Origin of the sequence: Bradyrhizobium sp. IAR9, from assembly GCF_013408065.1 — a bacterium.
Classification (GTDB): Bacteria; Pseudomonadota; Alphaproteobacteria; order Rhizobiales; family Xanthobacteraceae; genus Bradyrhizobium.
Genome location: NZ_JACBZW010000015.1, coordinates 1 through 25,016 on the forward strand (window position 1 = coordinate 1; position 25,016 = coordinate 25,016).

General features: G+C 65.6%; 21 protein-coding genes. 8 read left to right on the forward strand and 13 right to left on the reverse strand.

Annotation, left to right across the window (positions count from 1 at the left end; all coding sequences use genetic code 11):
* Window positions 1–54 precede the first annotated feature (54 nt).
* The 3 genes from GGD67_RS31100 to GGD67_RS31110 all read left to right on the forward strand — a co-directional run bounded on the left by GGD67_RS31100 (window position 55) and on the right by GGD67_RS31110 (window position 4,003).
* On the forward strand, window positions 55–2,556 hold the full coding sequence (locus tag GGD67_RS31100) for a ligase-associated DNA damage response DEXH box helicase (protein ID WP_409411372.1): 2,502 nt from the start codon (window positions 55–57) through the stop codon (window positions 2,554–2,556).
* A 42-nt stretch (window positions 2,557–2,598) separates the two neighbouring features.
* Window positions 2,599–3,270 carry a ligase-associated DNA damage response endonuclease PdeM gene (gene pdeM, locus GGD67_RS31105; RefSeq protein WP_049815010.1) on the forward strand — a complete coding sequence of 224 codons (672 nt, stop codon included), beginning with the start codon at window positions 2,599–2,601 and terminating at the stop codon, window positions 3,268–3,270.
* A 301-nt stretch (window positions 3,271–3,571) separates the two neighbouring features.
* Complete coding sequence (locus GGD67_RS31110; RefSeq protein ID WP_018320810.1) at window positions 3,572–4,003, forward strand: hypothetical protein; 432 nt, start codon at window positions 3,572–3,574, stop codon at window positions 4,001–4,003.
* A gap of 164 nt (window positions 4,004–4,167) precedes the next feature.
* On the opposite strand, the gene GGD67_RS31115 is transcribed toward GGD67_RS31110, so the two are convergent.
* Both GGD67_RS31115 and pyrE read right to left on the reverse strand, forming a co-directional pair.
* The gene (locus tag GGD67_RS31115) at window positions 4,168–4,941 is read right to left on the reverse strand and encodes a DUF2865 domain-containing protein (RefSeq protein ID WP_179738173.1); all 774 of its coding nucleotides are present in this window, start codon (window positions 4,939–4,941) and stop codon (window positions 4,168–4,170) included.
* Between the two features lie 250 nt (window positions 4,942–5,191).
* Window positions 5,192–5,755, reverse strand: a complete 564-nt coding sequence (gene pyrE, locus GGD67_RS31120; protein ID WP_018320808.1) for an orotate phosphoribosyltransferase — start codon at window positions 5,753–5,755, stop codon at window positions 5,192–5,194.
* A 171-nt stretch (window positions 5,756–5,926) separates the two neighbouring features.
* On the opposite strand from pyrE, the gene GGD67_RS31125 reads away from it, so the two are divergent.
* The gene (locus GGD67_RS31125) at window positions 5,927–6,553 is read left to right on the forward strand and encodes a glutathione S-transferase family protein (protein ID WP_179738176.1); all 627 of its coding nucleotides are present in this window, start codon (window positions 5,927–5,929) and stop codon (window positions 6,551–6,553) included.
* A gap of 180 nt (window positions 6,554–6,733) precedes the next feature.
* On the opposite strand, the gene GGD67_RS31130 is transcribed toward GGD67_RS31125, so the two are convergent.
* The 3 genes from GGD67_RS31130 to GGD67_RS31140 form a co-directional block, all read right to left on the reverse strand.
* Entirely contained in the window at window positions 6,734–7,369 is a 636-nt protein-coding gene (locus GGD67_RS31130) for a LysE family translocator (RefSeq protein WP_104465485.1), read from the reverse strand.
* Window positions 7,370–7,550: 181 nt separating this feature from the next.
* Window positions 7,551–10,646: a DNA polymerase I gene (gene polA, locus GGD67_RS31135; protein ID WP_179738178.1), complete on the reverse strand. Its 3,096-nt coding sequence runs from the start codon at window positions 10,644–10,646 to the stop codon at window positions 7,551–7,553.
* Between the two features lie 242 nt (window positions 10,647–10,888).
* On the reverse strand, window positions 10,889–11,956 hold the full coding sequence (locus GGD67_RS31140; protein ID WP_179738180.1) for an acyltransferase family protein: 1,068 nt from the start codon (window positions 11,954–11,956) through the stop codon (window positions 10,889–10,891).
* Window positions 11,957–12,150: 194 nt separating this feature from the next.
* Between GGD67_RS31140 and GGD67_RS31145 the strand changes: the two genes are divergently transcribed.
* The 4 genes from GGD67_RS31145 (at window position 12,151) to GGD67_RS31160 (ending at window position 18,394) form a co-directional block, all read left to right on the forward strand.
* The gene (locus GGD67_RS31145; protein ID WP_179738182.1) at window positions 12,151–13,467 is read left to right on the forward strand and encodes a UDP-glucose/GDP-mannose dehydrogenase family protein; all 1,317 of its coding nucleotides are present in this window, start codon (window positions 12,151–12,153) and stop codon (window positions 13,465–13,467) included.
* 130 nt (window positions 13,468–13,597) lie between these two features.
* Complete coding sequence (gene hrpB / locus GGD67_RS31150) at window positions 13,598–16,072, forward strand: ATP-dependent helicase HrpB (RefSeq protein WP_179738184.1); 2,475 nt, start codon at window positions 13,598–13,600, stop codon at window positions 16,070–16,072.
* A 119-nt stretch (window positions 16,073–16,191) separates the two neighbouring features.
* The gene (locus tag GGD67_RS31155) at window positions 16,192–16,704 is read left to right on the forward strand and encodes a TIGR02281 family clan AA aspartic protease (protein ID WP_179738186.1); all 513 of its coding nucleotides are present in this window, start codon (window positions 16,192–16,194) and stop codon (window positions 16,702–16,704) included.
* Window positions 16,705–16,894: 190 nt separating this feature from the next.
* Window positions 16,895–18,394 carry a phosphomannomutase/phosphoglucomutase gene (locus GGD67_RS31160; RefSeq protein ID WP_179738188.1) on the forward strand — a complete coding sequence of 500 codons (1,500 nt, stop codon included), beginning with the start codon at window positions 16,895–16,897 and terminating at the stop codon, window positions 18,392–18,394.
* Window positions 18,395–18,556: 162 nt separating this feature from the next.
* Here the strand turns inward: GGD67_RS31160 and GGD67_RS31165 are convergent, their stop codons facing one another.
* The 8 genes from GGD67_RS31165 to GGD67_RS31200 all read right to left on the reverse strand — a co-directional run bounded on the left by GGD67_RS31165 (window position 18,557) and on the right by GGD67_RS31200 (window position 25,014).
* Entirely contained in the window at window positions 18,557–19,066 is a 510-nt protein-coding gene (locus GGD67_RS31165) for an Lrp/AsnC family transcriptional regulator (protein ID WP_018320799.1), read from the reverse strand.
* Between the two features lie 97 nt (window positions 19,067–19,163).
* Window positions 19,164–20,087, reverse strand: a complete 924-nt coding sequence (locus tag GGD67_RS31170; protein WP_179738190.1) for a sugar kinase — start codon at window positions 20,085–20,087, stop codon at window positions 19,164–19,166.
* Window positions 20,088–20,092: 5 nt separating this feature from the next.
* On the reverse strand, window positions 20,093–21,031 hold the full coding sequence (nudC, locus tag GGD67_RS31175) for an NAD(+) diphosphatase (protein ID WP_018320797.1): 939 nt from the start codon (window positions 21,029–21,031) through the stop codon (window positions 20,093–20,095).
* Between the two features lie 10 nt (window positions 21,032–21,041).
* Window positions 21,042–21,461, reverse strand: a complete 420-nt coding sequence (locus GGD67_RS31180) for an HIT domain-containing protein (RefSeq protein WP_177236871.1) — start codon at window positions 21,459–21,461, stop codon at window positions 21,042–21,044.
* A 220-nt stretch (window positions 21,462–21,681) separates the two neighbouring features.
* Window positions 21,682–22,809: a muconate cycloisomerase family protein gene (locus GGD67_RS31185; protein WP_179738192.1), complete on the reverse strand. Its 1,128-nt coding sequence runs from the start codon at window positions 22,807–22,809 to the stop codon at window positions 21,682–21,684.
* Window positions 22,806–23,561, reverse strand: a complete 756-nt coding sequence (locus GGD67_RS31190) for an SDR family NAD(P)-dependent oxidoreductase (RefSeq protein ID WP_179738194.1) — start codon at window positions 23,559–23,561, stop codon at window positions 22,806–22,808. The genes GGD67_RS31185 and GGD67_RS31190 overlap by 4 nt, the downstream gene beginning before the upstream one ends.
* A complete protein-coding gene (locus tag GGD67_RS31195) occupies window positions 23,561–24,355 on the reverse strand; it encodes an amino acid ABC transporter ATP-binding protein (RefSeq protein WP_179738196.1) in 795 nt (264 codons plus the stop codon). Before GGD67_RS31195 ends, GGD67_RS31190 begins: the two co-directional genes overlap by 1 nt.
* Entirely contained in the window at window positions 24,352–25,014 is a 663-nt protein-coding gene (locus tag GGD67_RS31200) for an amino acid ABC transporter permease (protein WP_179738199.1), read from the reverse strand. The genes GGD67_RS31195 and GGD67_RS31200 overlap by 4 nt, the downstream gene beginning before the upstream one ends.
* Between the last annotated feature and the right edge of the window lie 2 nt (window positions 25,015–25,016).

The following is a 25,016-nucleotide window of genomic DNA, read 5'->3' on the forward strand; positions in this document are numbered from 1 at the left end:
GCGTGGGGGGGGTCACGGGGCCCCTGGCGCCCCCCGGGCCCCAAAGCCGGTTTTTTGGCCAAAAACCGGGGGGGGGGGGGGGGGGGGGGGGGGCCCCCCCCCCCCCGGGGGGGGGGGGGGGGGGGGGGGGGGCCCTGGCCACACGCACCGCTCGTGGGGCTACCCCCCTCCCGTCAGCCTGCGGCTGCCGACCTCCCCCACAAGGGGGGAGGTAACAAAAGCCTCGTCTCCACCGGCCGCAGCGTGCAGCGGACCGGCGGCCTGCACACCCTCTACATCTCGCCGCTGAAGGCGCTTGCCGTCGACATCGCGCGCAATCTGGAGCGGCCGATCGCGGAGATGGTGCTGCCGATCAAGGTCGAGACCCGCACCGGCGACACGCCGGTGTCGCGGCGGCAGCGGCAGCGGCGCTATCCGCCTGATGTGTTGCTGACGACGCCCGAGCAGCTTGCCCTGCTGCTGTCCTCGGATGACGCGCCGTTCCTGTTCTCCTCGCTGAAGCGGATCGTGCTCGATGAGCTGCACGCGCTGGTGACGTCCAAGCGCGGCGATCTGCTCTCGCTCGGGCTGGCGCGGCTGTGGCGGCTGGCCCCGCAGATGCGCGCGATCGGCCTGTCGGCAACCGTCGCTGAGCCGGATCAGCTCGCGCGCTTCCTGGTGCCGCAGCCCGACGGCGAGGAGCGAGCAGCCGACATCGTCATCGCCGGCGGCGCGGCGCCGCCGCTGGTCGAGATGCTGGATACGCGCGAGCGCCTGCCCTGGGCGGGCCACAGCGCGCGCCATGCGCTTCCTGAGATCTACGAGCTGATCAAGGCGAACAAGACCACGCTGGTCTTCGTCAACACGCGCAGCCAGGCCGAGATGCTGTTCCAGAATCTCTGGAGCATGAACGACGACGACCTCGCGATTGCGCTGCATCACGGCTCGCTCGACGTCGCCCAGCGCCGCAAGGTCGAGGACGCCATGTCGGCGGGGCGCCTGCGCGGCGTGGTCTGCACCTCCTCGCTCGACCTCGGCGTCGACTGGGGGGATGTCGATCTCGTCGTCAATATCGGCGCGCCAAAGGGCTCCTCGCGCCTGATGCAGCGGATCGGCCGCGCCAATCACCGTCTCGACGAAGCTTCGCGCGCGGTGCTGGTGCCGGCCAATCGTTTCGAAGTGCTGGAGTGCCGCGTCGCTATCGATGCCATTGCCGAGAACGCGCAGGACACGCCGCCCCTGCGCACAGGTGCGCTCGACGTGCTGGCCCAGCACGTGCTCGGCTGTGCCTGCGGCGAGCCGTTCCTCTCCGATGAACTCTATGCCGAAGTGCGCACCGCAGCGCCATACGCCGACTTGTCGCGGCCGGATTTCGACGACGTCGTCGATTTCGTCGCCTCCGGCGGCTACGCGCTGAAGACCTATGAACGCTTTGCCCGCATCAAGCAGGACAAGGAGGGGCGCTGGCGCGTCGCCAATCCCAAGGTGCGGCAGAGCTACCGGATGAATGTCGGCACCATCGTCGAGGATGACATGCTGAAGGTGCGCCTGGTGCGCTCGCGCGGCGGCGGAGCGGGCTCGACCGGCGTCATCGCGCGCGGGGGTCGGTTGCTCGGCGAGATCGAGGAGGCCTTCATCGAGGGCTTGAGCCCCGGCGACACCTTCGTGTTCTCAGGCGAGGTGGTGCGCTATGAAACGCTGGTGGAGGACCAGGTCTATGTCTCCCGCGCCAACGACAAGGACCCGAAAGTGCCGTCCTATATGGGCGGCAAGTTTCCGCTCTCGACCTATCTCGCCGAGCGCGTGCGCCGGCTGCTCGATGACGGCCGCGCCTGGGGCGGCTTGCCGGAGCAGGTGCGCGACTGGCTGTCGCTGCAAAGGGACGTCTCGCGCGTGCCGGCGGTGCGCGAGCTGCTGGTCGAGAGCTTTCCGCGCGCCAACAAGCACTACATCGTTTGCTATCCGTTCGAGGGCCGTCTCGCGCATCAGACCCTCGGCATGCTGCTGACGCGCCGGCTGGAGCGCGCCCGCGCCCGGCCGCTCGGCTTCGTCGCCAACGAATATGCGGTCGCGATCTGGGCGCTCGGTGATCTCTCCTTCATGATCCGTGATGGCCGGATCGATCTCAACGCGCTGTTCGACCCTGATATGCTCGGCGACGATCTCGAGGCCTGGCTTGCCGAGTCAGCACTGATGAAGCGCACGTTCCGCAACTGCGCGATCATCTCCGGGCTGATCGCGCGCCGGCATACCGGCGAGGAGAAGAGCCGCCGCCAGGTGCTGTTCTCGACCGATCTGGTCTACGACGTGCTGCGCAAGCACCAGGCCGATCACGTCCTGCTGCGCGCCGCCCGCGCCGATGCCGCCACGGGCCTGCTCGATCTGCGCCGCCTCAGCGACATGCTGATGCGCATCCACGGCCGCATCACCCACCGGGAACTCGACCGCGTCTCTCCGCTCGCCGTGCCCGTGTTGCTGGAAATCGGCCGCGAGTCAGTTTATGGCGAAGCTGCAGACGAGCTCTTGGCCGAAGCCGCCGATGAGCTCGTCAAAGAGGCGATGGATAGAAGCGGGTAAAACGTGACGACTGGCGCGCAGGTTTCGGAGGATGTCGACGACATGCGCGTGTCCACAGTCACCATCAGCGATGTAACCTTCGCCGCCGATCTCTCCGGCGCGCTGTTCTGGGACGAGCAGCGCCTGCTCGTCGTCTCCGACCTGCATCTGGAAAAAGGCTCCAGCTTCGCCACCCGCGGCGTGCTGCTGCCGCCTTACGATACGCTCGCGACCCTGAGCCGTCTCGCTGCTGTCATCTCCCGCCATGATCCGCGCACCGTCATCGCACTCGGCGACAGCTTTCACGACCGCACCGCGCATGAGCGGTTGTCGGCCGACGATCGCGATGCCGTCGCTGCGCTCCAGACCGGCCGCGACTGGATCTGGATCTCCGGCAATCACGATCCCATGCTGCCGCGCGATCTCGGCGGCACCGTCGCGGACGAGGTCGCGATCGGCCCGATCACCTTCCGTCACGAGCCGACCGGTGCGTGCGGCGAGATCGCCGGCCATCTCCATCCCAAGGCACGCGTCTCCGCGCGCGGCCGCTCGTTGGAGCGCCGCTGCTTCGCCTCCGATGGGATGCGTGCGGTGATGCCGGCGTTCGGCGCCTATGCCGGCGGCCTCAGCATCCGCGACGTCGCCTTCGCGAAGATCTTTCCGGCCAATGGTTTTGTCGCCCATTTGCTGGGCGACCGCCGCGTCCACGCCATTGCGGCTTCACGCTGCTTCTGACGCCAAAAATTGGGACAGCACTACGTTCAGTAGTTTTCCGGAATCGCCCAAGCCCGTTGACGGTTCTAACGTTACGCTTGCCGGGGCTGGAATTTCTCATCCCGAACAAGAATTGTAACCGGCGAGGGGCCGCTGCGAAGCGGCCCCTTTCGATTCTGGCAGCCCGTAGCCGGCTTCGGGGCCGTCTCCCGCTCCGCCATAGAACGAATTAAGAACACTTTAGCAAGTCTTTGATATATCATTGTGATTCGGCGCGTCGCCGACACAATATCTAGCGTCTGTCAGACTTTGCGAGGACTACATGTCCACCATCGCCTTCGATCAATTTGCCCTCACCCGGATCGCCGATTTCGCGCGCTCGCTGTCGCGGCTGCATCAGGCGGCACGACGCCAGAGGGTCGACGACGACCAGTTCGACCGCGAGTTCAACGCGGTGTGCCAGTCGATCTGGGGCTACACCATCGACGACGTCAGCGACGATCTGTTCTCGGCCGAGGATCATCTGTTTCTGGACACGCTGGATGAAGCGCAGGCGCGCATCTTCGCGGCCGAGCAGGGCTACGACCTCGTCGGCGATCAGGGCATGCTGACGGACTGGTGGGGCTTCTGCTGGATGATCCTGGCCGAGAAGCGCGGGCTGCTGACGGCGGAAAACCGCGCCGCCGCGCGCGCGGCGATCGAGGAGAAATATCTGGCAGCGCCGAACGTGATCGGGGTGATCATCGGACGATAGTCTCGTGCCCCGGACGCAGTGCAACGCTCTCCCGGCGATGCGAAGCATCGTCCGGTTCAGCGGTGCCCTGCAGCGCCGGGGCCCATGCTCGCGGCATTCTGGGTCCCGGCTCTGCGCAGCAACGCCAAAGAGCGTTGCAGCGCGTCCGGGACACGAAAGCGACTTTAATCCAGCCCCGCCCGCTTCGCCGGCTTCTGCGCCGCCGTCTTCGGCACCGTCACATCGGGCAGCGTCTCACGCACGATCTCCGCAGCCGGCGCATCTGCCGACACCGTCTCCGCCCGCACCGGGGCCACCTTCATCTCGCCGAGGCGGGCGCGGACTTGCGCGGTGAGGCCGGGATAGGAGGCGACCGGGGTGAAGTCCGCAGCCTGGTCGTTGCCGACGCGGATGCCGGTATAGGCGACGAGGCCGTCGGTGGTGGCGATCACGTCGCCGGCCTTCAGCGATGAGTCCAGCGCGAGATCGACCGGGGCAAGGCCGACCGGCTCGCGGCCGTTGCAGGTGCAATCGGCGCGCAGCGCCTTGCGATAGGCGAACGCGTTCTCGCTGTCGGCGTAGCGCTCGCCGGTCTGCGACGCGGCACCGTCGATCGAGGAGCCGAAATAGACCTTGGTCGCGCTGGCAGGACAGAACGCCTGACACATCTGCGCCGGTGACGCGAGGCCGCGCATCAGCGGAAAATATTTGCCGTCGCAACTCCGCACGCAGAAGGCCGGGCCGGAGCCGCCGGCCGCCGCCGCGCGGGTCGGCGGCACATATTGCGGAGTTGCGGCATTTTGCTGCCCGGTGAAGGGATCGGCGTAGGAGCTCGACTGTTGCGGCACCTCGCGCTGCGGCCGCTGCTGCTGCATGCCGCCGAAGAAGAAATCGAACAGGCCCTCGGCCGAAACCGGGGCCGGAGCCGCAAGTGCTCCAAGGCTGGCGGCCACAAGCATCGCGCGACGCCGCCGGCGCGCATGGGACAGGACTGTACGCAAACGCTTACTCCACCCGACGCTTCCGAACCGGCTGGGACCTCAAGGGGTCTCAGCACATGATTCACCATAAGGCGCGATGGTAAATGAGCAGTTGAGCGGAGGCGGTTTCAAGACGAGGCGGTGGCCTCTTTAGGGCCGGGCGCAGCTTTGGACGGATGGTTGCGTCCGGGGCACACTGAGGCATGACGGCGAGGGATGTTTCGCCGCGTCAGGCCTTCAAGAATTCCGAGGCCTTGTACAGCGAGCGGAACGGCAGGCCGGCCGCACCGAACGTGTCGGTGGCGCCTTCCTCGCGGTCGACCATGGTCAGCACCAGCACCACCTCGGCGCCGGTCTCGCGCACCGATTCCACCGCCTTCATCGCCGAGCCGCCTGTCGTGGTGACGTCCTCGACGATCACGACGCGCTTGCCGGCGAGCGTCTCGCCCTTGGGCAGGCCCTCGATCGCGAGTTTCGCGCCATGCTCCTTCGGCTTCTTGCGCACGAAGAACGCCGCGATCGGATGGCCCTTGATCCAGGAGATCTGCGCCAGCGCGCCGGCGAGCGGCACCGCGCCCATCTCGAGGCCACCGATGAAATCGAGATTGTCGTCCTTCAGCGCCTCATAGGTCAGCTCGGCGAGCAGGGTCGCCCCCTCGGGGTCAAGCATGGTCGGCTTGAGGTTGAAGTAGAAATCGCTCTTGCGGCCCGACGCGAGCGTCACCTCGCCGCGACCGAATGAGCGCCGGCGGATGATTTCGAACAGGCGGGCGCGGGAGGCTGATTTCGACACGGCGGTCCCTCGGGAGCGTTTTTGGAGGAGGCGGAATTTATCCGCGACGGCCGCGACATTCCAGAGGGGGCGTCCCTAGTCAACAGGGATCGGCCATCCCGGACCGCCGGTTGTGGGGGCGCGACCTTCTGGAGTAAGTGGAATGCCAATCTGTTGGGGAAGGACATGGGAATGACCATCGAGCTGCACACCTGGAACACGCCGAACGGCCGCAAGATCTCGGTCGCGCTGGAGGAGATGGGGCTGCCCTACAAGGTGATCCCGGTGAACATCACCAAGGGCGAGCAGATGGCACCGGGGTTCCTCAAGCTCTCCCCGAACAACAAGATCCCGGCGATCGTCGATCCTGAAGGCCCGGACGGCAAGCCCGTCAGCATCTTCGAATCAGGCGCGATCCTGCTCTATCTCGGTGAAAAGACCGGCAAATTCCTGCCGAAATCGCTGGACGCCCGCATCCCGGTCTATGAATGGCTGATGTGGCAGATGGGCGGCTTCGGCCCGATGCCGGGCCAGGTGCACCATTTCATCGCACTCGAGAACGAGCAGGACCGTGCCTACGGCCTGAAGCGCTACATGGCGGAGACGCGCCGGCTCTACGGCGTGCTCGACCGCCAGCTGGACGGTCGCGACTTCGTCGCCGGCGAGCTCTCGATTGCCGATTTTGCCATCCTGGGCTGGGCCTGGCGTCACTCTCGCCACAAGGTTGAGCTGACCGACTTCGCCAACGTCAAGCGCTGGTACGAGACCCTGATGGCCCGCCCGGCGGTGAAGCGGGGCATGGATGCGAAGCTGGATTGATCTTCGCTTACCCTCCCCTGGAGGGGGAGGGTCGATCGCGCGCAGCGCGAGCGGGGTGGGGTGGTCTCTCCGCTCGGGCACCGTTGGATGGGGAGAGACCGTCACCCCACCCCGTCTCACGCTTCGCTCCGCTCCACGTGAGCCGACCCTCCCCCTCCAGGGGAGGGTGAAGAAAGAACATCACACCTTCTTCGCTTCGACCGCCATCCGCACCGCGAGGCCGGCCAGCACCGTGCCCATCAGCCAGCGCTGCACCAGCATCCAGCTTGGCCGGTTCGCCAGGAACTGCGCGATCGATCCCGCCGCCAGCGCGATCATCGCGTTGACGCTGACGCTGATCGCAATCTGGATTGCGCCGAGCACGACCGACTGCGTCAGCACGCTGCCGGCGGTGGGATCGATGAACTGCGGCAGCAGCGCCAGATAAAGCATCGCGATCTTCGGGTTGAGCAGGTTGGTGACAAAACCCATCGCGAACAATTTGCGCGGGCTGTCGATCGCGAGCTGCTTCACCTGGAATGGCGAACGTCCGCCCGGCTTCACCGCCTGCCAGGCAAGCCACAACAGATAACCCGCGCCGGCGAAGCGCAGCGCGTCATAGGCGAAGGGAATCGCGAGCAGCAGCGCCGTGATGCCGAACGCCGCGCACAGCATGTAGAACACGAAGCCGAGCGCGACGCCGCCGAGCGAGACGATGCCCGCCGCCGGCCCCTGCGTGATCGAGCGCGAGATCAGGTAGATCATGTTCGGCCCCGGCGTGAGCACGAGGCCGAGGCAGACGAGGGCGAAGCCGAGCAGGGCAGAGGTGTGGGGCATGGGTGAACCGGTGCGGGAGATGCGACGGTTCTAATATGCGAGGCGAGGTGGGGCCATCGCGCAATTGCTCGGAGGACAATTCAGGTTCTCGCATGTCACTCCAACGTCGTCCCCGCGAACGCGGGGACGACACCGACTGTGTGGCGTCAGCGAGCGCAAGCGGGGAGAAGTAAAAGAAGAACTAATGCGCCTCGTCCCAATTATTCGCGGCGCGCGCATCGACATGCAGCGGCACCGACAGCAGCACCGCCGGGAACGGCGCGTCCTGCATCACGTGCTGCACGACCGGCAGCGTCGCCTCGACCTCGGCGTCGGGGACCTCGAAGATCAATTCGTCATGCACCTGCAGCAGCATTTGCGCCGACAGCTTCTTCTCGGCGAGGGCATCCTCCACCCGCGTCATGGCGCGGCGGATGATGTCGGCCGCGGTGCCCTGCAGCCGCGCGTTGATCGCGGCGCGCTCGTTGAAGGCGCGCACCGAGGCGTTTGAGGCCTTGATGTCGGGATAGTGGCATTTGCGGCCGAACAGCGTGGTGACATAGCCGTTCTGCCGGCAGAAATCGCGCGTCTCGTCCATGTAGGCGCGGATGCCGGGGAAGCGCTCGAAATATTTCTTGATGTAGGCCGAGGCCTCCTCGCGGGCGATGCCGAGCTGGTTGGCGAGGCCGAACGCGGAGATGCCGTAGATGATGCCGAAATTGATCGCCTTGGCGCGGCGGCGGATCTCGCTCGGCATGCCCTTGATCGGCACACCGAACATCTCCGACGCCGTCATGGCGTGAATGTCGAGACCGTCGCGGAACGCCTGCTTCAGCACGGGAATGTCGGCGATCTCCGCCAGCAGCCGCAGCTCGATCTGCGAATAATCGGCGGACACCAGCTTGTGCCCCGGTGTCGCAATGAAGGCGCGGCGGATTTTTCTGCCATCCTCGGTGCGCACCGGAATGTTCTGCAAATTCGGCTCGTTTGACGACAACCGGCCCGTCGTCGTCGCAGCCAGCGCGTAAGTCGTGTGCACGCGATGGGTCTGCGGATTGACGTAGGTCGGCAGCGCGTCGGTGTAGGTCGATTTCAGTTTCGAGACCTGGCGCCACTCGAGGATCTTCTTCGGGAAGTCGTGGCCCTGCTCGGCGAGCTCGTCGAGCACTTGGGCGGTGGTCGACCATGCCCCGGTCTTGGTCTTGGTGCCGCCTGACAGTCCCATCTTGCCGAACAGGATGTCGCCGATCTGCTTCGGGCTGCCGACATTGACCGGCTCGCCCGCGATCTCCTGGATCTCGGCCTCGACGCGCGCTGCGGTCTGGGCAAAGTCGCCGGACAGCCGCGACAGCACCTGGCGGTCGATCGAGATGCCGCGCCGCTCCATGCGCGCAAGCACCGCGACCAGCGGCCGCTCCAGCGTCTCGTAGACCGCGGTCATGTGCTCGGCGACGAGGCGCGGCTTCAGCACGCGCCAGACGCGCAAGGCGACGTCGGCGCTTTCGGCCGACAGCGCCGCGGCCTTGTCGATCGGCACCTGGTCGAAGGTGATCTTGCCCTTGCCGCTGCCGAGCAGCTCGCTCTCCTTCAGCATGGCGTGTCCGAACCAGCGCTCGGACAGCGATTCGATCGCATGCGAGCCGCGGCCGGCATCGAGCACGTAGGAGATCAGCTGCGCATCGTCGGTGTTGCGCAAGGTGATGCCGTGCTGCGCCAGCATGACGGCGGTGAATTTGAGGTCGAAGCCGATCTTGAGAATGCCCGCCGATTCCAGCGCCGGCCGCAGCGCTTCGATCGCATCCGTGTGCTTGACCTGATCCGGCGCAAGGCCGGCGTCGAACAGGCCGGCGCCGCCGCCGGACTGCTTGTGCGCCAGCGGCACATAGCAGGCCTCGTTCGGCGCCAGCGCCAGCGCGATGCCGCAGAAATCGGCCTGCATCGGATCGATCGAGTTTCCGCGGATTTCGACCGCGACATGACCGGTATCGTGGATGCGCGCGATGAAGGCGTTGAGCTCCTTGAGCGACTTGATCGTTTGATATTTGGCGCGATCGACCGGAAGCTTGCGCAGCGCCTCTTCGCGCGCGGCGGCCAGCGAGATCGGGGCGCCCTTCGCGCTCGCAGCCTTGTCCTCCTTGCCCGCTGACTTGTTGGGCTCTTTCGCCCGGGCTTGCGCCGACGTATCGCCGCCCGGCGCAGGCACGACATCCGAGGGCGGCAGCGTCGTGAACACGCTGGCGCCGCTGGCATAGCCAGGGTCGGCATCGACATTGGCGGGATCGATTTGCGAATATTCGGCGACGCGCCGCGTCAGCGTCGTGAATTCCATGGCTTTCAGGAAGGCGACCAGCTTGCGTGCGTCGGGCTCGTGGACCACGAGGTCGTCCAGCGGCACCTCGAGGTCGACCTTGTCGTCGAGTAGCACGAGCTGCCGCGAGATCCGCGCTTTCTCGGCATTCTCGAGCAGCGCCTCGCGCCGCTTGGGCTGCTTGATCTCGCCGGCGCGGAACAACAGTTGATCGAGGTCGCCATATTCGGTGATCAGCTGCGCCGCCGTCTTGATGCCGATGCCGGGCACGCCGGGCACGTTGTCGGTGGAATCGCCGGCCAAAGCCTGCACCTCGACGACCTTGTTCGGCGGCACGCCGAATTTCTCGATCACCTCGGGGATGCCGATGCGGCGATCCTTCATGGTGTCGTACATGGTGACGCAATCGGTGACGAGCTGCATCAAATCCTTGTCGGAGGACACGATGGTCGCGCTGGCGCCGCGCTCGCAGGCCTGTCGCACATAGGTTGCGATCAGGTCGTCGGCCTCGAAGCCCACTTGTTCCAGGCAGGGCAGGTCGAAGGCGCGGACCGCCTCGCGGATCAGCGCAAATTGCGGGATGAGATCGTCAGGCGCCGGCGCCCGGTGGGCCTTGTACTCGGGGTAGATCTTGTTGCGGAACGTGACCTCCGACTTGTCGAAGATGATCGCGAGGTGCGTCGGCCGGTTGTCTTCCGGCATGTCGCGCAGCAGTTTCCACAGCATGTTGCAGAAACCGAGCACGGCGTTGACCTGCAGGCCGTCGGACTTGCGGTTCAGCGGCGGCAGCGCGTGATAGGCGCGGAAGATGTAGCCGGAACCGTCGACCAGGAAGATGTGGTCGCCCTTGCCGGCCGCCTTTGCTGCAACCGGTTTGGCCGCGACAGGTTTGGCAGCAGCTGTCGCGGCGGGCTTGGTGTCGGCGGCGGCCTTGGGCGCGGCAGCCTTGGTGTCAGCTTTGGCGGTCGTCTTCGGGGATGTTTTGGGCATGGCCGCAATGTATGAATTTTTGCGGGCTTTGACAGCCTGGGAACGGGGATTTTTGGGCGGATTCCCACACCTCTCGTCGTCCCCGCCTAGTGCGCAATTGCGCACGGGGCGCGGGGACCCATAACCACAGGGAGTAGTTTGGCGAAGGCTGACTGTGACTAGGCTCCGGTACGAAGACCGCGATCCATCGACAGATCACGCGGTATGGGTCCCTGCGTTCGCAGGGACGACTGCGAGGGCGGCTACTCCGCCGCCTGCAACACCGGCCCGGCCTTCTTTGGCGCGATCCAGAACGCGTCCGGCCGTTCGAACAGGAAGTGCGCATTGAACAGCAAGGCGCCCCGCCAGATCGCGAGCGCTCCGACCACGCCGACAATGGTGACGATTAGCGACACCGTGCCGATATCGGGAATGATGCCGGTGCGCAGCAGCAGCGTCCGCGTCGCCGCCATCGGCAGGAAGAAGGCGAGATAGATCACGATCGAATGCTCGCCGCAGAAGCGGAAAAAATTTAGCCACTGCGCGCGCGCGAGCAGCGTGCCCATCGTGATGATGGCGCAGGCACCGGCAAAGCCGAGCACGAGCGAGACGATCTTCCATTCGCTGGCCCCCGACCCGACTAGGCCGGCATTGACCAGCACCCAGGTCGCGAGCGCTGCGAGCGCAAGGGCGGGATGTTTCCGCGCGCGATCCGACAGCGCGAACACGTAAGGTGCGAACAGATAGCCCGAATAGAAATAGACGAAGCGTGAGCAGAACTCGTCAATGGCGGTCCAGCCGGTCGAGATGCGGGCCGTCTCCAGGGCGGCGGCGACCAGCCAGATCGCGAGCGGCGGGAATTTGCGTGTCAGTTTTGTGACGACGAAGAAGACCGGCAGCAGATAGATGAACCACAGCGTGCCGAACGGCTCGATGAAGGATTCAAGATACAGGAGGCCAACGTGGTGCCAGCTCGACTCCGCCGCGAAAGCCGGCGCCTTGAAGCCGAATTGGATCGTCACCCAGACGACATAGAAATAGGCGAAATGCACCACCTTGCGGTCGAGATAGGTTCGCCAGTCCCGATCGATCACCAGCGGCAGGAACAGGCCCGAGATCAGGAAGAAATCCGGCATCCGGAACGGCTTTGCGAAGGCCACGGCGACATGCATGAAACCGGTCTCGCCGGCGGCGAGCTCGACCCCCAGCACCGAATGCATCATCACGACCATGATGATGCAAATGCCTTTAGCGTAGTCGATCCAGTCGACACGCGCGGCAGAAGGGGCTTGGCTGCCTCCGCTCCCTGCGATTGTGCCAGATGGTGCCATGGTGTCTCTTTTCGAGGCGCGTTCCGCCCGTCCTGTTCGGGGGCGGGGCAGTGTGGGGCCTGCACGGTTTCCGACTTCTTTACCGGTTCAATTCCCATGCCGCTTTTTTGCCTGCGGACTGTTCCCTCCCCTCGGGAAAATGCTAAACCGCCCCGTGTCGGGGTTTCGTTAACCAATCTAAAACAGGGATTTTCATGCGCATCGCGATGATCGGCACGGGTTATGTGGGACTGGTGTCCGGAGCCTGCTTTGCTGATTTCGGTCACGACGTCACCTGCGTCGACAAGGACGAGAAGAAGATTGCGGCGCTCCATCGCGGCGAGATCCCGATCTACGAGCCCGGGCTCGACGAGCTGGTCGCGACCAACGTCAAGGCCAAGCGGCTCGACTTCACCACCGATTTGTCCAAGCCGGTCGCCGATGCCGATGCCGTGTTCATCGCCGTCGGCACGCCGTCGCGGCGCGGCGACGGCCACGCCGACCTCTCCTATGTTTACGCCGCAGCGAAAGAGATCGCGCGGTCGCTCACCGGTTTCACCGTCGTGGTGACGAAGTCGACCGTGCCGGTCGGCACCGGCGACGAGGTCGAGCGCATCATCCGCGAGGCCAATCCCAACGCCGACGTCGTGGTCGCCTCGAACCCCGAGTTCCTGCGCGAAGGCGCGGCGATCCGCGACTTCAAGTTTCCCGATCGCGTCGTGGTCGGCACCTCCGACGAGCGGGGCCGCAAGGTGATGGGCGATATCTACCGTCCGCTGTCGCTGAACCAGGCGCCGCTGATGTTCACGGAGCGTCGCACCGCGGAAATGATCAAATACGCCGCGAACGCGTTTCTCGCGACCAAGATCACCTTCATCAACGAGATCGCCGATCTCTCCGAGAAGGCCGGCGCCAACGTGCAGGAGGTGGCGCGCGGCATTGGCCTCGACAACCGCATCGGCACCAAATTCCTGCATGCCGGTCCCGGGTTTGGCGGCTCGTGCTTCCCGAAGGACACCAAGGCCCTGATCAAGATCGCGCAGGACTACGATGTCTCCTTGCGCATCGTCGAATCCGTGCTGGCGGTCAACGAGAACCGCAAGCGCGCGATGGCGCGCAAGGTGAGTCAGGCGCTCGGCGGCTCGTTGCGCGGCAAGACCATTGCGGTGCTCGGCCTCACCTTCAAGCCAGACACCGACGACATGCGCGATGCGCCGTCGATCCCGCTGGTGACGGGCCTGATCGACATGGGCGCGAAGGTCAAGGCGTTCGATCCCGTCGGCATGGAGCAGGCCAAGGGCGAGCTGCCCGACATCACCTATTGCGAGGACGCCTATTCCTGCGCGCAAGGCGCTGACGCGCTCGTCATCGTCACCGAATGGGTGCAGTTCCGTGCGCTCGATCTCGACCGGCTGAAGAGCGTCATGGCGCAGCCCGTGGTCGTCGACCTGCGCAACATCTACCGCCCCGAGGACATGGAAGCCGCCGGCTTCACCTATGACAGCATCGGCCGGCCGTCTGTGCAGGGCTGATCGCCACACACGATTGTCATACCCCGCGAAGGCGGGGTATCCAGTAATCCCGATCTTCGTGATGATCGGGATCTGAGTTGACTGGATCACCTGCCCGGCGCGCAAGGCGGGTGATGACGGATGCGAGATCTTGCCCCGCAGTTTCGACACGCCCCTCCCGATCGATTCCGTGCTCGACGATTTGTCGCGCACGCTGGAGGCGCATAACGCGGCCGTGCTGGTGGCGCCGCCCGGCGCCGGCAAGACCACGCGCGTGCCGCTGGCGCTGCTCGATGCGCCCTGGGCGAAGGACAAGAAGATCATCGTGCTGGAGCCGCGGCGCATCGCGGCGCGGGCCAGCGCCGACCGCATGGCCAAATCGCTGGGCGAACGCGCCGGCGAGACCGTCGGCTACCGCGTCCGGTTCGGCTCGAAGATCTCGCGCACCACGCGCATCGAGGTGGTGACCGAGGGCATCTTCACCCGCCAGATCCTCGACGATCCCGAGTTGTCAGGCGTTGCCGCCGTCCTGTTCGATGAATTCCACGAGCGCTCGCTCGATGCCGACATGGGCCTGGCGCTGGCCCGTGACGCCCAAACCGGCCTGCGCGAGGACTTGCGCATCCTCGTAATGTCGGCCACGCTCGATGGCGCGCGCGTTGCAAAGCTGCTTGGCGATGCGCCCGTCGTCGCGAGCGAGGGCCGCGCCTTCCCCGTCGAGACGCGCTATCTCGGCCGAAAGGCGGACGCGCCGGTGGAGCGGCAGATGGCGGATGCGATTGCATCCGCGCTGCGTGCCGACAGCGGCTCGGTGCTGGCATTCCTGCCCGGCGCCGCCGAAATCCGTCGCACCCAGAATTTCCTCAGTGAGCGCGTGCAGGACGCCAGCATCGAGATCGTGCCGCTGTTCGGCGCGCTCGATGCCGCCGTGCAGGATCGCGCCATCGCGCCCGCGCCCAAGGGCACGCGCAAGGTGGTGCTGGCGACGTCGATCGCGGAGACCTCGCTGACGATCGAAGGCGTGCGCATCGTGGTCGATTCCGGTCTTGCCCGCGTGCCGCGCTACGAGCCGGACATCGGGCTGACGCGGCTCGAGACCGTGCGCGCCGCGCGTGCGGCAGTGGATCAGCGCCGCGGCCGCGCCGGCCGTACCGAGCCAGGTATCTGCTACCGGCTCTGGGACGAGCCGCAGACGGCTTCACTCGCGCCGTACACGCAACCGGAAATTCTCAGCGCGGATCTCTCCTCGCTGGTGCTCGATCTCGCGCAATGGGGCGTCAGCGATCCTGCCGCGCTGTCGTTCCTCGATCCGCCGCCGGCGCCCGCTTGGAAGGAGGCAAAAAGCCTGCTCTCCGAGCTCAACGCGCTCGATGGCGATAGCCGCATCACCGCAGAGGGAAAAAGCCTGCGTGCACTGGCGCTGCCGCCGCGGCTGGCGCGCATGATCGTGGATTCGCATCGCGCAGGCGAGGGCGAAGCCGCCGCCGAGATCGCGGCCATCATCACCGAGCGCGGGCTTGGCGGTGACAGCGTCGATCTCGAGCACCGGCGCGATCAATTCCGCCGCGACCGCTCGCCGCGCGCCGGCAGCGCCCGCGATCTGGCACGGCGCTGGGCCTCGCAAGTGGCGGCTTCGGAGAAGGCAGGACCGCAGGATGATCTTTCGACGGGTTTGATGCTCGCCTATGCGTTCCCGGACCGCGTCGCGCGCAATCGCGGCAATGGCAGTTTCGTGCTGGCCAACGGCCGCGGCGCCGCCGTCGAGCAAACCTCATCGCTGGCCCGCGCGCCCTACATCGCGATCGGCGAGATGACGGGAACGGCGGCGAGCGGGCGCATCCTGCTCGCTGCGCAGATCACTGAGAGCGAGATCGAGCGGCATTTCGCCGAGCATATCGAGAGCGCCGACGAGATCTCGTTCGATCGCGGGGCGATGGCGCTGCGCGCGCGGCGCAAGCGCGTGCTGCACGCGATCACGCTGTCCGAGGCGACACTGGCCGTGTCGCCCTCCGAGGACACCGCGCGCATTTTCGCGGATGGATTGATCGCCGCCGGCCTTGATCGGTTGCCTTGGTCGAAGGCTGCAAAGCAATGGCGCGACCGGGTGATGTTCCTGCGCAAGGCCGAGGGCGACAGCTGGCCAGACCTGTCCAACGAGGGATTGATCGCGCGCCGCGACGACTGGCTGGTGCCGGCGCTCTACGACAAGATCGCGCTCAAGGACATCTCGCCCGGCGATCTCTCCGACGCGCTGATGGCGCTGCTGCCGTGGGAGATGCGCGCGCGGCTCGAGCGCGAGGCGCCGACGCATTTCGAGGCGCCGACAGGAAGCGTGCTCGCGATCGACTACGAGGCCGAGCAGGGGCCGACCATCGCGGTGCGGCTGCAGGAATTGTTCGGCCTCAACAGCCATCCCTCCATCGCGGCCGGCAAGGTGCCGCTGGTGCTGGAATTGCTGTCGCCGGCGCAGCGCCCGGTGCAGGTAACGCGCGACCTTCCCGGTTTCTGGCGCGGCAGCTACGCCGCGGTCCGTTCCGACCTGCGCGGCCGCTATCCCCGTCATCCCTGGCCGGACGATCCGGCCAGCGCAGTGCCGACCCGACGCGCCAAGCCGCGCGGAACGTGAGGGCGCGTTAACCGTCCGCTCATCCTTTTCGTCAAAATAGCATCGCTCTGGCCGCAGCAATGCTCGCGGCCTGGCGTGTCGCGTGTTGAAATCGGGCTTTCCGGCTCGGAAGTGGTGTGATGCGTAACATTATGATCATCGCAGCCGTCATGATCGGCCTCGGCACCTTCATGGCGCAGATGGCGGACAAGATGAGCTCCGCCTCCGCAAGCTCGGTGCCGCGCACCACGTTCGCCGTCGCGGCAGCCGCGCCTGCCGGGGGCCGCAGCCTTGCCATTTCCCGCGATGGCCGCGGTCATTTCCAGACCGAGGGCCGGATCGACGGCCAGCGCATCGGCTTCATGCTCGATACCGGCGCCTCCGTGGTTGCGCTGAATGAGACCTCAGCCGCCCGCTTCGGCCTGCGTCCCTCGCGCGGCGATTACAACGCCACCGTCTCCACCGCGAACGGCACCATCAAGGCCGCGCGCACCCGTATCCCGATGCTCGAGGTCGGCGGTCTGGTCGTGCGCGACGTCGATGCCATGGTGCTGCCCGACGAGGCGCTGTCGGAGAACCTGCTCGGCCTCTCCTTCCTCTCCCGCCTGAAGCGCTTCGAATATTCCAACGGCCAGATGGTGCTGGAGCAATAGGCGGAGCCTTTCGCGATCAAGCGCGGTCCATTTCAAGATAGCTATTTGCCTCGACCGCCCTCGCGGTAACGTTTCTTCGTTACCAAACTGCCGCAATTATCGGCCATAAGCCTTCATTCCCGCCTTCCGCTGCGGCCTGGCATTCGCTAAGGCTGCATCAATTCCTGCCCTTTTTCACGAGACCGTCTCAATGTTCCCCAAGCCGAAATCCGTATTGCTGCCCAACACCTACGCCTTCGAATCCGAGCCGATGGTGAAGCCCACGGGCTTTCGCGAATACGACGCGCGCTGGTTGTTCCAGAAGGAAATCAACCTGATGGGTGTGCAGGCGCTCGGTATGGGGCTGGGCGCGCTGATCGCCGAACTCGGCGTCAAGCAGGAGATCGTCACCGGCCACGACTTCCGTGGCTATTCGGCCTCGATCAAATACGCGCTGATCTCCGGCCTGATGGCGGCGGGCTGCAAGGTGCACGACATCGGCCTCGCCGTGACGCCGATGGCCTATTTCGCGCAGTTCGATCTCGACGTGCCCGCTGTCGCGATGGTGACCGCCTCGCACAACGACAATGGCTGGACCGGCGTGAAGATGGGCGCCAACCGTCCGCTGACCTTCGGTCCCGACGAGATGACGCGGCTGAAGGAGATCGTGCTGGGCGCCGAATTCAAGAACAAGGCCGGCGGCTCCTACCAATTCCACGAGAACTATCCGGCGCGCTACATCGCCGATCTCACCTCTCGTCCGAAGCTGAAGCGCAAGCTCAAGGTCGTTGCGGCCTGCGGCAACGGCACCGCCGGCGCCTTCGCGCCGCAGGTGCTGGAGGCGATCGGCTGCGAGGTGATCCCGCTCGACACCGAGCTCGACCACACCTTCCCGAAATACAATCCGAACCCCGAAGACATGGAGATGTTGCACGCGATCCGCGATGCGGTGCTGCATCACAAGGCCGATGTCGGCCTCGGTTTCGACGGCGACGGCGACCGCTGCGGCGTCGTCGACAATACCGGCGAGGAGATCTTTGCCGACAAGGTCGGCGTGATGCTGGCGCGCGACATGTCGGCGATCCACAAGGACGCGCAGTTCATCGTCGACGTGAAATCGACCGGCCTGTTCGTCACCGATCCGGTGCTGCAGAAGCAGGGCGCGAAGGTCGCCTATTGGAAGACCGGCCATTCCTACATGAAGCGCCGCACCAACGAGACCGGCGCGCTGGCGGGCTTCGAGAAGTCCGGCCACTTCTTCTTCAACAAGCCGTATGGACGCGGCTATGACGACGGCCTGGTGTCGGCGATCGCGATCTGCGACATGCTCGACCGCGCGCCGGGCAAGTCGATGGCGGACCTGAAGAACGCGCTGCCGAAGACATGGTCGTCGCCGACCATGTCGCCACATTGCGCCGACGAGACCAAATACGGCGTCATCGACCAGGTGGTGAAGCATTTTGAGGGCTTGCAGGCCAAGGGCGCCAAGATCGGCGGGCAGGCAATCCGCGATCTCGTCACCGTCAATGGCGTGCGCGTCACGGTCGAGGACGGCAGCTGGGGCCTGGTGCGCGCCTCCTCCAACAAGCCCGAGCTCGTCGTCGTGGTCGAGAGCCCGGTCTCCGAGCAGCGCATGCACGACATGTTCGAGATGGTGAACAGCGTGCTGCGCACGCATCCCGAGGTCGGCGAGTACAATCAGAAGATTTGAGGTTGCTCGAGTGAGGCACGATCCGTGCCTGTCTCTCCGCTGTCATTCCCCGCGAAAGCGGGGAATCCAGTACGCCGCAGTTTCTCCGTATCCAATCGCTGTCTCTGGAATACTGGATCGCCCGGTCTTCGCCGGGCGATGACAGCGTCCGTGTAGCGCGACCTACGCCGCCACCACCGCCGGAATCGGCAGCGCGGTGACCGACTTGATCTTCTCCATTGCGAAACGCGAGGTGACGTTCTTCAGCGGCACGGCGCTGATCAGCTTCTTGTAGAACACGTCATAGGCCTGCATGTCCGCGACCACGACGCGCAGCATGTAGTCGACGTCGCCGGCCATGCGATAGAATTCCATCACCTCGGGCATGGCGCTGACGGCTTCGGCGAACTTCTTCAGCCAGGCGTCGGAATGATCGGAGCTTTCCACCGACACGAACACGGAGATGCCGAGCCCGATCTTGTTCTGGTCGACCAGGGCCACCCGTTTCAGGATCACGCCGTCAGCCTCCAGGCGCTGGATGCGCTTCCAGCAGGGGGTCGAGGACAGTCCGACGCGGTCGCCGATCTCGGCGACGGACAGGGAGGCATCCTCCTGCAGAACCATCAGGATCTTGCGGTCGATGGCATCGAGGCGGCGGCTGGTCTCGGGGATCTGGACGGCGACGTCGGTCATTTGAAGAACTTTGTTCCATTTCAGGGGCCGATTTCCCTGATATAGAGAAAATCTTTCCCCAGCAAGCCCATAATCTCGGCTCATCCATGGAATTGATCTAGGGCCTCCCTCGCAAAAACTCTTCAACTTCAATGCGTTGGGGTGCAGCCATGCCACCGCCATGGCGAGTGCATTTCAGTGCTGCCGCGGCCGCGGCGAATCGCAGCGCCTGCCGCACGTCGCCGCTCTCAGCGAGGCCGAGTGCGAAGGCGCCATGAAAGACGTCGCCGGCGCCGAGCGTATCGACCGCCTGGACCGGGAAGGCCGCGGTCTCCTCCAGCTCGCCTCTCTCGTTTAGCCAGATGGTACCGAGCGGGCCGCGGGTTGCGGCAAGGAAGGCGGGCGTCAGCCTGGCCAGGCGTTGCAACGCTTCGGCGTCGTCGGCGATGCCGGCGGTCTCCTGCACCTGCTCGCTGGCGAACAGCAGATGCGAGGCGGCGGTCAGCAGGCCGTCCTGCAACGACATCACGCGATCGACGCCGACGATGACGGGAATGCCGCGTCGCCGGGCCTCGGCGCAGAGATCAACGCAGAATGAGGCACAGCGGCTTTCGACGAGGACGGCGCGGCAATCGGCCAGCAATTCGTCGGCATCAGGCAGCGTCACGCTCCACAGGCCGGGATCGCGATAGATCGTGAGCGTCCGTTCCCCCGAGGGCTCGATCATGATCGCCGAGACTGGCGTGGTCACATCAGGCATGCGCACGATGTGCGTGGTGTCGATGCCCTCCTGCGCCATTTGGTCGAGGATGAAGCCGCTCGACGTCTCCCGCGCATCGCCCATGGGACCTGCGAAAAAGACACGGCCACCAAGTCGCGCAATCGCGATGGCGGCATTGAGCGCGTTGCCGCCGCAGATCTCGGCGAGGTGGCTGGCGTTGGCCTTGCTGCCGCGCGCCGGCACGGCCTCGACCCGAAAGGTGAGGTCGCGCACGGGAATGCCAATGCAGAGGATGCGCGGCGCGATCCCGGATGCGGCCACGGCGGTCAGCTCTTGTCGTGCACCCAGCGGCCGAGCAAATGATGGGCGATGGCGAAGGGATGCGGGCCGGCGAGCCCGTCCGGATGCGTCCGCGTCAGCATCAGTGCGGCCTCTTCGCGCGTGAACCAGCGCGCATCCTCCAGCTCCGAATGATCGACGACGATGTCCTCGCTCACGGCCCGCGCACTGCAGCCGATCATCAGCGACGACGGATAGGGCCAGGGCTGCGTCATGTAATATTGCACGTCGGTGCAGCGGATCCCGGATTCTTCCAGGATCTCGCGGCGCACCGCGTCCTCGATGGTCTCGGCGGCCTCGACGAAGCCGGCGAGGCAGGAATACATCCCTGCCGGAAACTGCTTCTGGCGGCCAAGCAAGCACTTGTCGCCGGAGGCGACGTGCATGATCACGACAGGGTCAGTCCGGGGAAAATGCTCGGCCTTGCAAGCCGGGCACTCGCGCTTCCAGCCGCCTTCCTTCATCGCGCTGCGAGAGCCGCAATTGGCGCAATAGCCGTGGCGCTGGTGCCAACCGACCATCGACTTCGCCATCGCGATCGCCGACAGCTCGTCGGGGGGAATCGCGCCCTGCATCGCCATGCCGCGCAGCTCGGTCACGGTGTAGTCCTCGCGTCCGACCAGCTTCTCGGCGGCGGCCTGCGACAGGCCCATGCCGAACATCGCGGCGCCGTCGCGTAAGCCCAAGAAGATCGTGCCGGGATTGGCGCCGCACTTCAGCGCCTCGTCGATCGAGAGCAGCGCGCGAATCTTGTCGCCCTCGCGCTTGATCAGGAGCGAGTCGCGGTAAACGACATAGGCGCGCGAGGAGGGCTTCTGCTCCATCGCGAACAGCTTTTGGTCGTCGCGGCGCAGATGCGCGGCGCGATCGAGGATGTTGGTGACGAAGGCCGGCTGTCCCAGCGGAAATGCGTTGAATGCTGACATTATCGTTCTTTCAACCCAACCAGATCTTGCGGCGAAGCGCGCTGATGAAATTCTGAACCTCTGCGGCGTCATGCGCCAATGGCGGCATCACGCCCCAGACCGGCCGCGGCCAGGCCGCATCGCTGGTGCGCCGCGCGATGATGTGGACGTGAAGCTGCGGCACGAGGTTGCCGAGCGCCGCGACATTGAGCTTGTCGCATCTGGTGATCTCCTTCAGCGCGCGCGAGACGCGGGAGATCTCCGTCATCAGCTGCGCCTGCTGCACCTCGTCGAGATCGATGATCTCGACCGCGTCGGGCCGCCGCGGCACCAGCAGCAGCCAGGGATAATGCGCGTCCTTGATGACCAGCACCTTCGACAGCGGCAGATCGCCGATGTCGATGGTGTCCTCTTTCAGGCGGGAGTGCAGCGTCCAGGCGGGTTCGGGCATATGCGTTTCCGGATGGCCCGGCGGGGACGGGCGTGTTGGGCCCGACCATACGATAGGGAGTTGGCGAGGGGAAGGATGGCGCCCCGCTCTTGCTGCATACACGGTCGTCGTTTGAAGCGTCGTTCCGCGGTACAACGACCTGTGTTCATCGTTAGATCACGCGGTACGGGTCCCGGCGTTCGCCGGGACGACAGCGGAGTTTGTAGCTGCGACCGCAGGCTCACACCTCCGCCAGCACCCTTGCATTGGCGCGGATCGAGGCCTCGCTGACGCGAATGCCGAGGCCGGGGCCGTCGGGCACCACGACATGGCCGGCGCGGTTGGCGACGCGCTCCTCCAGCACGTCCTCGGTCAGCACATGATGGGGCATGTAGAATTCGCAGCCGAGCGAAATGCCAGGCGTCGCCGCAATCAGCTGCGTGCCGGCGGCTAGGCCAATGCCGCCTTCCCACAGCGTGCCGCCATAGCCGGGCAGGCCGGCGATGTCGGCGATGGCCATGATCGCCTGCGCCTCGAACAGGCCGCCGGCCTTCATCAGCTTGATCGAAACGGCGTCGGCCGCCTCGCGGCGCACCACTTCCATCATGTCGCGGCGGTCGAAGCAGCTTTCGTCGGCAAGCACGGGCGTTTCCAGCGCCGCGGTGAGCTGGGCCATCACGTCGAGATATTTGCGCGGCACCGGCTGCTCGATGAAGGTCGGCGCGAACTCTTCGACGTCGCGCAAAATCTTGATGGCGCCGAACGGCGCGAGAGCCTGGTTGTAGTCGACGCGCAGATCGACCTTGTCGCCGAACTCCTTTCGGATCGCTTCGAGATGGTCGAGATCCTCGCGATGCGGCTTCACGCCGGTCTTGACCTTGTAGATGACATTGCCGTCCGGAACCATCTTTCGCATGCGCTCGAGATCGGCGGCGAAATCCGGATCGGCGATGGAGAAGGAGAGGGGAATGGTGTCGCGCACGCGGCCGCCGAGGAGGTCGGCGACCGAGAGCCCTGACGATTTGCCGACGATGTCGAGCAGCGCCATCTCGATGGCGACCTTGGCTTCGGCATGGCCGACCAGCGCGCGGTCGAGCTCGGCCATCAGCGCACGAACGCGGCGCACCGGCTTTTCGAGGACGATGGGACGCAAGTAGATATCGAGCGCGGCGAACGCGGCTTCCGGCGTTCCCGTGAACACTTCCCACGGCGCCGCCTCGCCCCAGCCGACCACGCCGTCGCTCGCGGTGAGCTCGATCAGCACGCGCTTCACCGTGCCCTTGACGTTGCCGACGCCCTGCAGGCGCGCCATCTTGATCGGGCTCTCGATCAGGAACAGCCTGAGACGTTCGACGGTTGCTTCGCTCATGTCAGGCCTCCATTGACGTGCCAGACCTGGCCGGTGACGTAGGATGCTTTTGGGGATGCCAGGAAGGCGATGATCTCGGCGACCTCTTCCGGTCGCCCGCGGCGGCGCATCGGGATCAGCGCTTCGGTCGCGGCGATCTGCTCGGGCGACAGCCGGCTCTCGCTCGGCTTGTCCTTGACGATGAGGCCGGGCGACACCGCGTTGACGGTGATGCCGTCGCTGGCAAGCTCGATCGCGGTCAGTCGCACCAAGGCTTCCAGCGCGGAACGGCTCGCGGCCGTTGCCGCGAATGGTGCGAATTCGGGCCGGATCGCATGTGCGACGAAGGAGGACACGGCGACGATCCGTGCATTTTGCCCTGCGCGCAGCAGTGGGAGCGCCGCCTCGACCATTCGCGTGAAGGCCAGCGCTGACTCATCCATCGCCTGCCGGAATTGATCCGCCGGCGTGCCGATCGCGCTGCCGCGGCGGGCGTGGCCGCCGACCAGGATCAATCCGTCGAGCCGGCCGAAGGAGGCTTTCGCGGCGGCGATGGCGTCGGTGGCCGCGCTCTCCTCGGCGAGATCGCCAAGGCATTGTGCCGCCACGGCGCCCTTCGCTTCGATGTCCGCTGCGGTGGCTTGAAGCCCCTCTGCGTTCGATCGCGTGTGGAGCAGAAGCCCTACGCCCGGCGCGGCGAGCAGTTTGGCGGTGGCACGGCCGATGCCGCTGGCGGCACCGGTGACGAGATAGACGCGGTTGATGTCGGACATCACGATGCCGTTGTGGCCGGCGGCAATGCGCCGGTGCGGTGGAAATGGCTGAGGAAGGCGCGGGTGGCGGCTTCCTTTGGGTTGTCGATCACCTGCCGCGCGGGGCCTTCCTCGACCACGACGCCATCGCGCATGAAGATGAGGCGGTCGGCGACCTCGCGAGCAAAAGCGATCTCGTGGGTCACGATCACCATGGTCATGCCTTCGGAGGCCAGTTGCTGGATCACGTTCAGCACCTCACCGACCAGTTCGGGATCGAGCGCCGAGGTCGCCTCGTCGAACAGCATCACGTCAGGCTCCATCGCGAGCGCGCGCGCAATCGCGACGCGCTGCTTCTGTCCGCCGGACAGCGTCGCCGGATATTGGTCGGCCTTCTCCGCAAGCCCCACCTTGGCGAGCTGCGTCCGCGCAAGCTTTTCGGCGTCGGCCTTGGCCATGCGCCGCACCGTGACCGGTCCCTCCATCACGTTCTCAAGCGTCGTCATGTGCGGGAACAGATTGAAGTGCTGGAACACCATGCCGGTGGTGGCGCGGAATTTTGCCAGCATCTTCACGTCGGGCAGCTTCGCACCGTCACCGAACGCAAAGCGCGTGTCGCCGACACGAACGCTGCCGCCATCGGGCACGACCAGCAGATTGATGCAGCGGAGCAGCGTCGACTTGCCCGAGCCTGATGGCCCGATCAGCGCGACCACGCCGCCCTTGGCGACGTCGAGATTGATGTTCTTCAAAACCTCGTTGCTGCCAAAGCTCTTGCGCAGGCTGCGGATCTCGATCTTTTGCGTCTCGCTCATTCGCTGACCGCCAATCGCTTCTCGCCGCGGCGGACGAGGATGGTGAGGGGAATCAGGATCGCCGCATAGGCGACCGCGACCGCGGTGTAGGTCTCCAGCGGCCGGTAGCTGTCATGGGCGGCGACCTGGCTCTGATAGACGAGGTCGGGCACTGCCAGCACCGAGACCAGCGAGGTATTCTTGAACTGGATGATCGACTGGTTCATCAGCGCCGGGATCATGCGCTTGATGGCCTGCGGCAGCACGATGCGCCGCATGGTCTGGATCGGCGTCATGCCCAGCGCGGCGCCGGCTTCGGACTGCCCGCGGTCGATCGAGATGATGCCGCCGCGGATGATTTCCGAATAGAACGAGCCGCCATAGAGCGAGAGCGCCAGCGCCGAGGCCGTGATCGGCGTCATCTCGACGCCGGCGAGGATCGGCAGCGCGTAATAGAACCAGATCAGCTGCACCAGGATCGGCGTGCAGCGAAACGCCTCGATGAAGGTGAGGGCGAGGAGGCGGACGGGCTTGAAGCGTGACAGGCTGCCGAACGCGCCGAACAGGCCGAACAGCAGGCCGCACACGACGATGACCACGGTGAAGCCGACGGTGACGCCGAGCCCGTTGAGAAAGAGCCAGCGATAGCTCCAGAGGATGCCGAAGTCCCACTGATACATGT

What these genes read in the sequence shown, in the direction of transcription:
- polA (WP_179738178.1), bottom strand. Translation starts at nt 10,646, where the DNA reads ATGCCCAAAACATCCCCGAAGACGACCGCCAAAGCTGACACCAAGGCT.
- pdeM (WP_049815010.1), top strand. Translation starts at nt 2,599, where the DNA reads ATGCGCGTGTCCACAGTCACCATCAGCGATGTAACCTTCGCCGCCGAT.
- GGD67_RS31190 (WP_179738194.1), bottom strand. Translation starts at nt 23,561, where the DNA reads ATGTCCGACATCAACCGCGTCTATCTCGTCACCGGTGCCGCCAGCGGC.
- GGD67_RS31125 (WP_179738176.1), top strand. Translation starts at nt 5,927, where the DNA reads ATGACCATCGAGCTGCACACCTGGAACACGCCGAACGGCCGCAAGATC.
- GGD67_RS31180 (WP_177236871.1), bottom strand. Translation starts at nt 21,461, where the DNA reads ATGCCCGAACCCGCCTGGACGCTGCACTCCCGCCTGAAAGAGGACACC.
- GGD67_RS31200 (WP_179738199.1), bottom strand. Translation starts at nt 25,014, where the DNA reads ATGTATCAGTGGGACTTCGGCATCCTCTGGAGCTATCGCTGGCTCTTT.
- GGD67_RS31115 (WP_179738173.1), bottom strand. Translation starts at nt 4,941, where the DNA reads ATGCTTGTGGCCGCCAGCCTTGGAGCACTTGCGGCTCCGGCCCCGGTT.
- GGD67_RS31140 (WP_179738180.1), bottom strand. Translation starts at nt 11,956, where the DNA reads ATGGCACCATCTGGCACAATCGCAGGGAGCGGAGGCAGCCAAGCCCCT.
- GGD67_RS31160 (WP_179738188.1), top strand. Translation starts at nt 16,895, where the DNA reads ATGTTCCCCAAGCCGAAATCCGTATTGCTGCCCAACACCTACGCCTTC.
- GGD67_RS31195 (WP_179738196.1), bottom strand. Translation starts at nt 24,355, where the DNA reads ATGAGCGAGACGCAAAAGATCGAGATCCGCAGCCTGCGCAAGAGCTTT.
- GGD67_RS31110 (WP_018320810.1), top strand. Translation starts at nt 3,572, where the DNA reads ATGTCCACCATCGCCTTCGATCAATTTGCCCTCACCCGGATCGCCGAT.
- GGD67_RS31165 (WP_018320799.1), bottom strand. Translation starts at nt 19,066, where the DNA reads ATGACCGACGTCGCCGTCCAGATCCCCGAGACCAGCCGCCGCCTCGAT.
- GGD67_RS31155 (WP_179738186.1), top strand. Translation starts at nt 16,192, where the DNA reads ATGCGTAACATTATGATCATCGCAGCCGTCATGATCGGCCTCGGCACC.
- GGD67_RS31130 (WP_104465485.1), bottom strand. Translation starts at nt 7,369, where the DNA reads ATGCCCCACACCTCTGCCCTGCTCGGCTTCGCCCTCGTCTGCCTCGGC.
- GGD67_RS31145 (WP_179738182.1), top strand. Translation starts at nt 12,151, where the DNA reads ATGCGCATCGCGATGATCGGCACGGGTTATGTGGGACTGGTGTCCGGA.
- nudC (WP_018320797.1), bottom strand. Translation starts at nt 21,031, where the DNA reads ATGTCAGCATTCAACGCATTTCCGCTGGGACAGCCGGCCTTCGTCACC.
- GGD67_RS31185 (WP_179738192.1), bottom strand. Translation starts at nt 22,809, where the DNA reads ATGAGCGAAGCAACCGTCGAACGTCTCAGGCTGTTCCTGATCGAGAGC.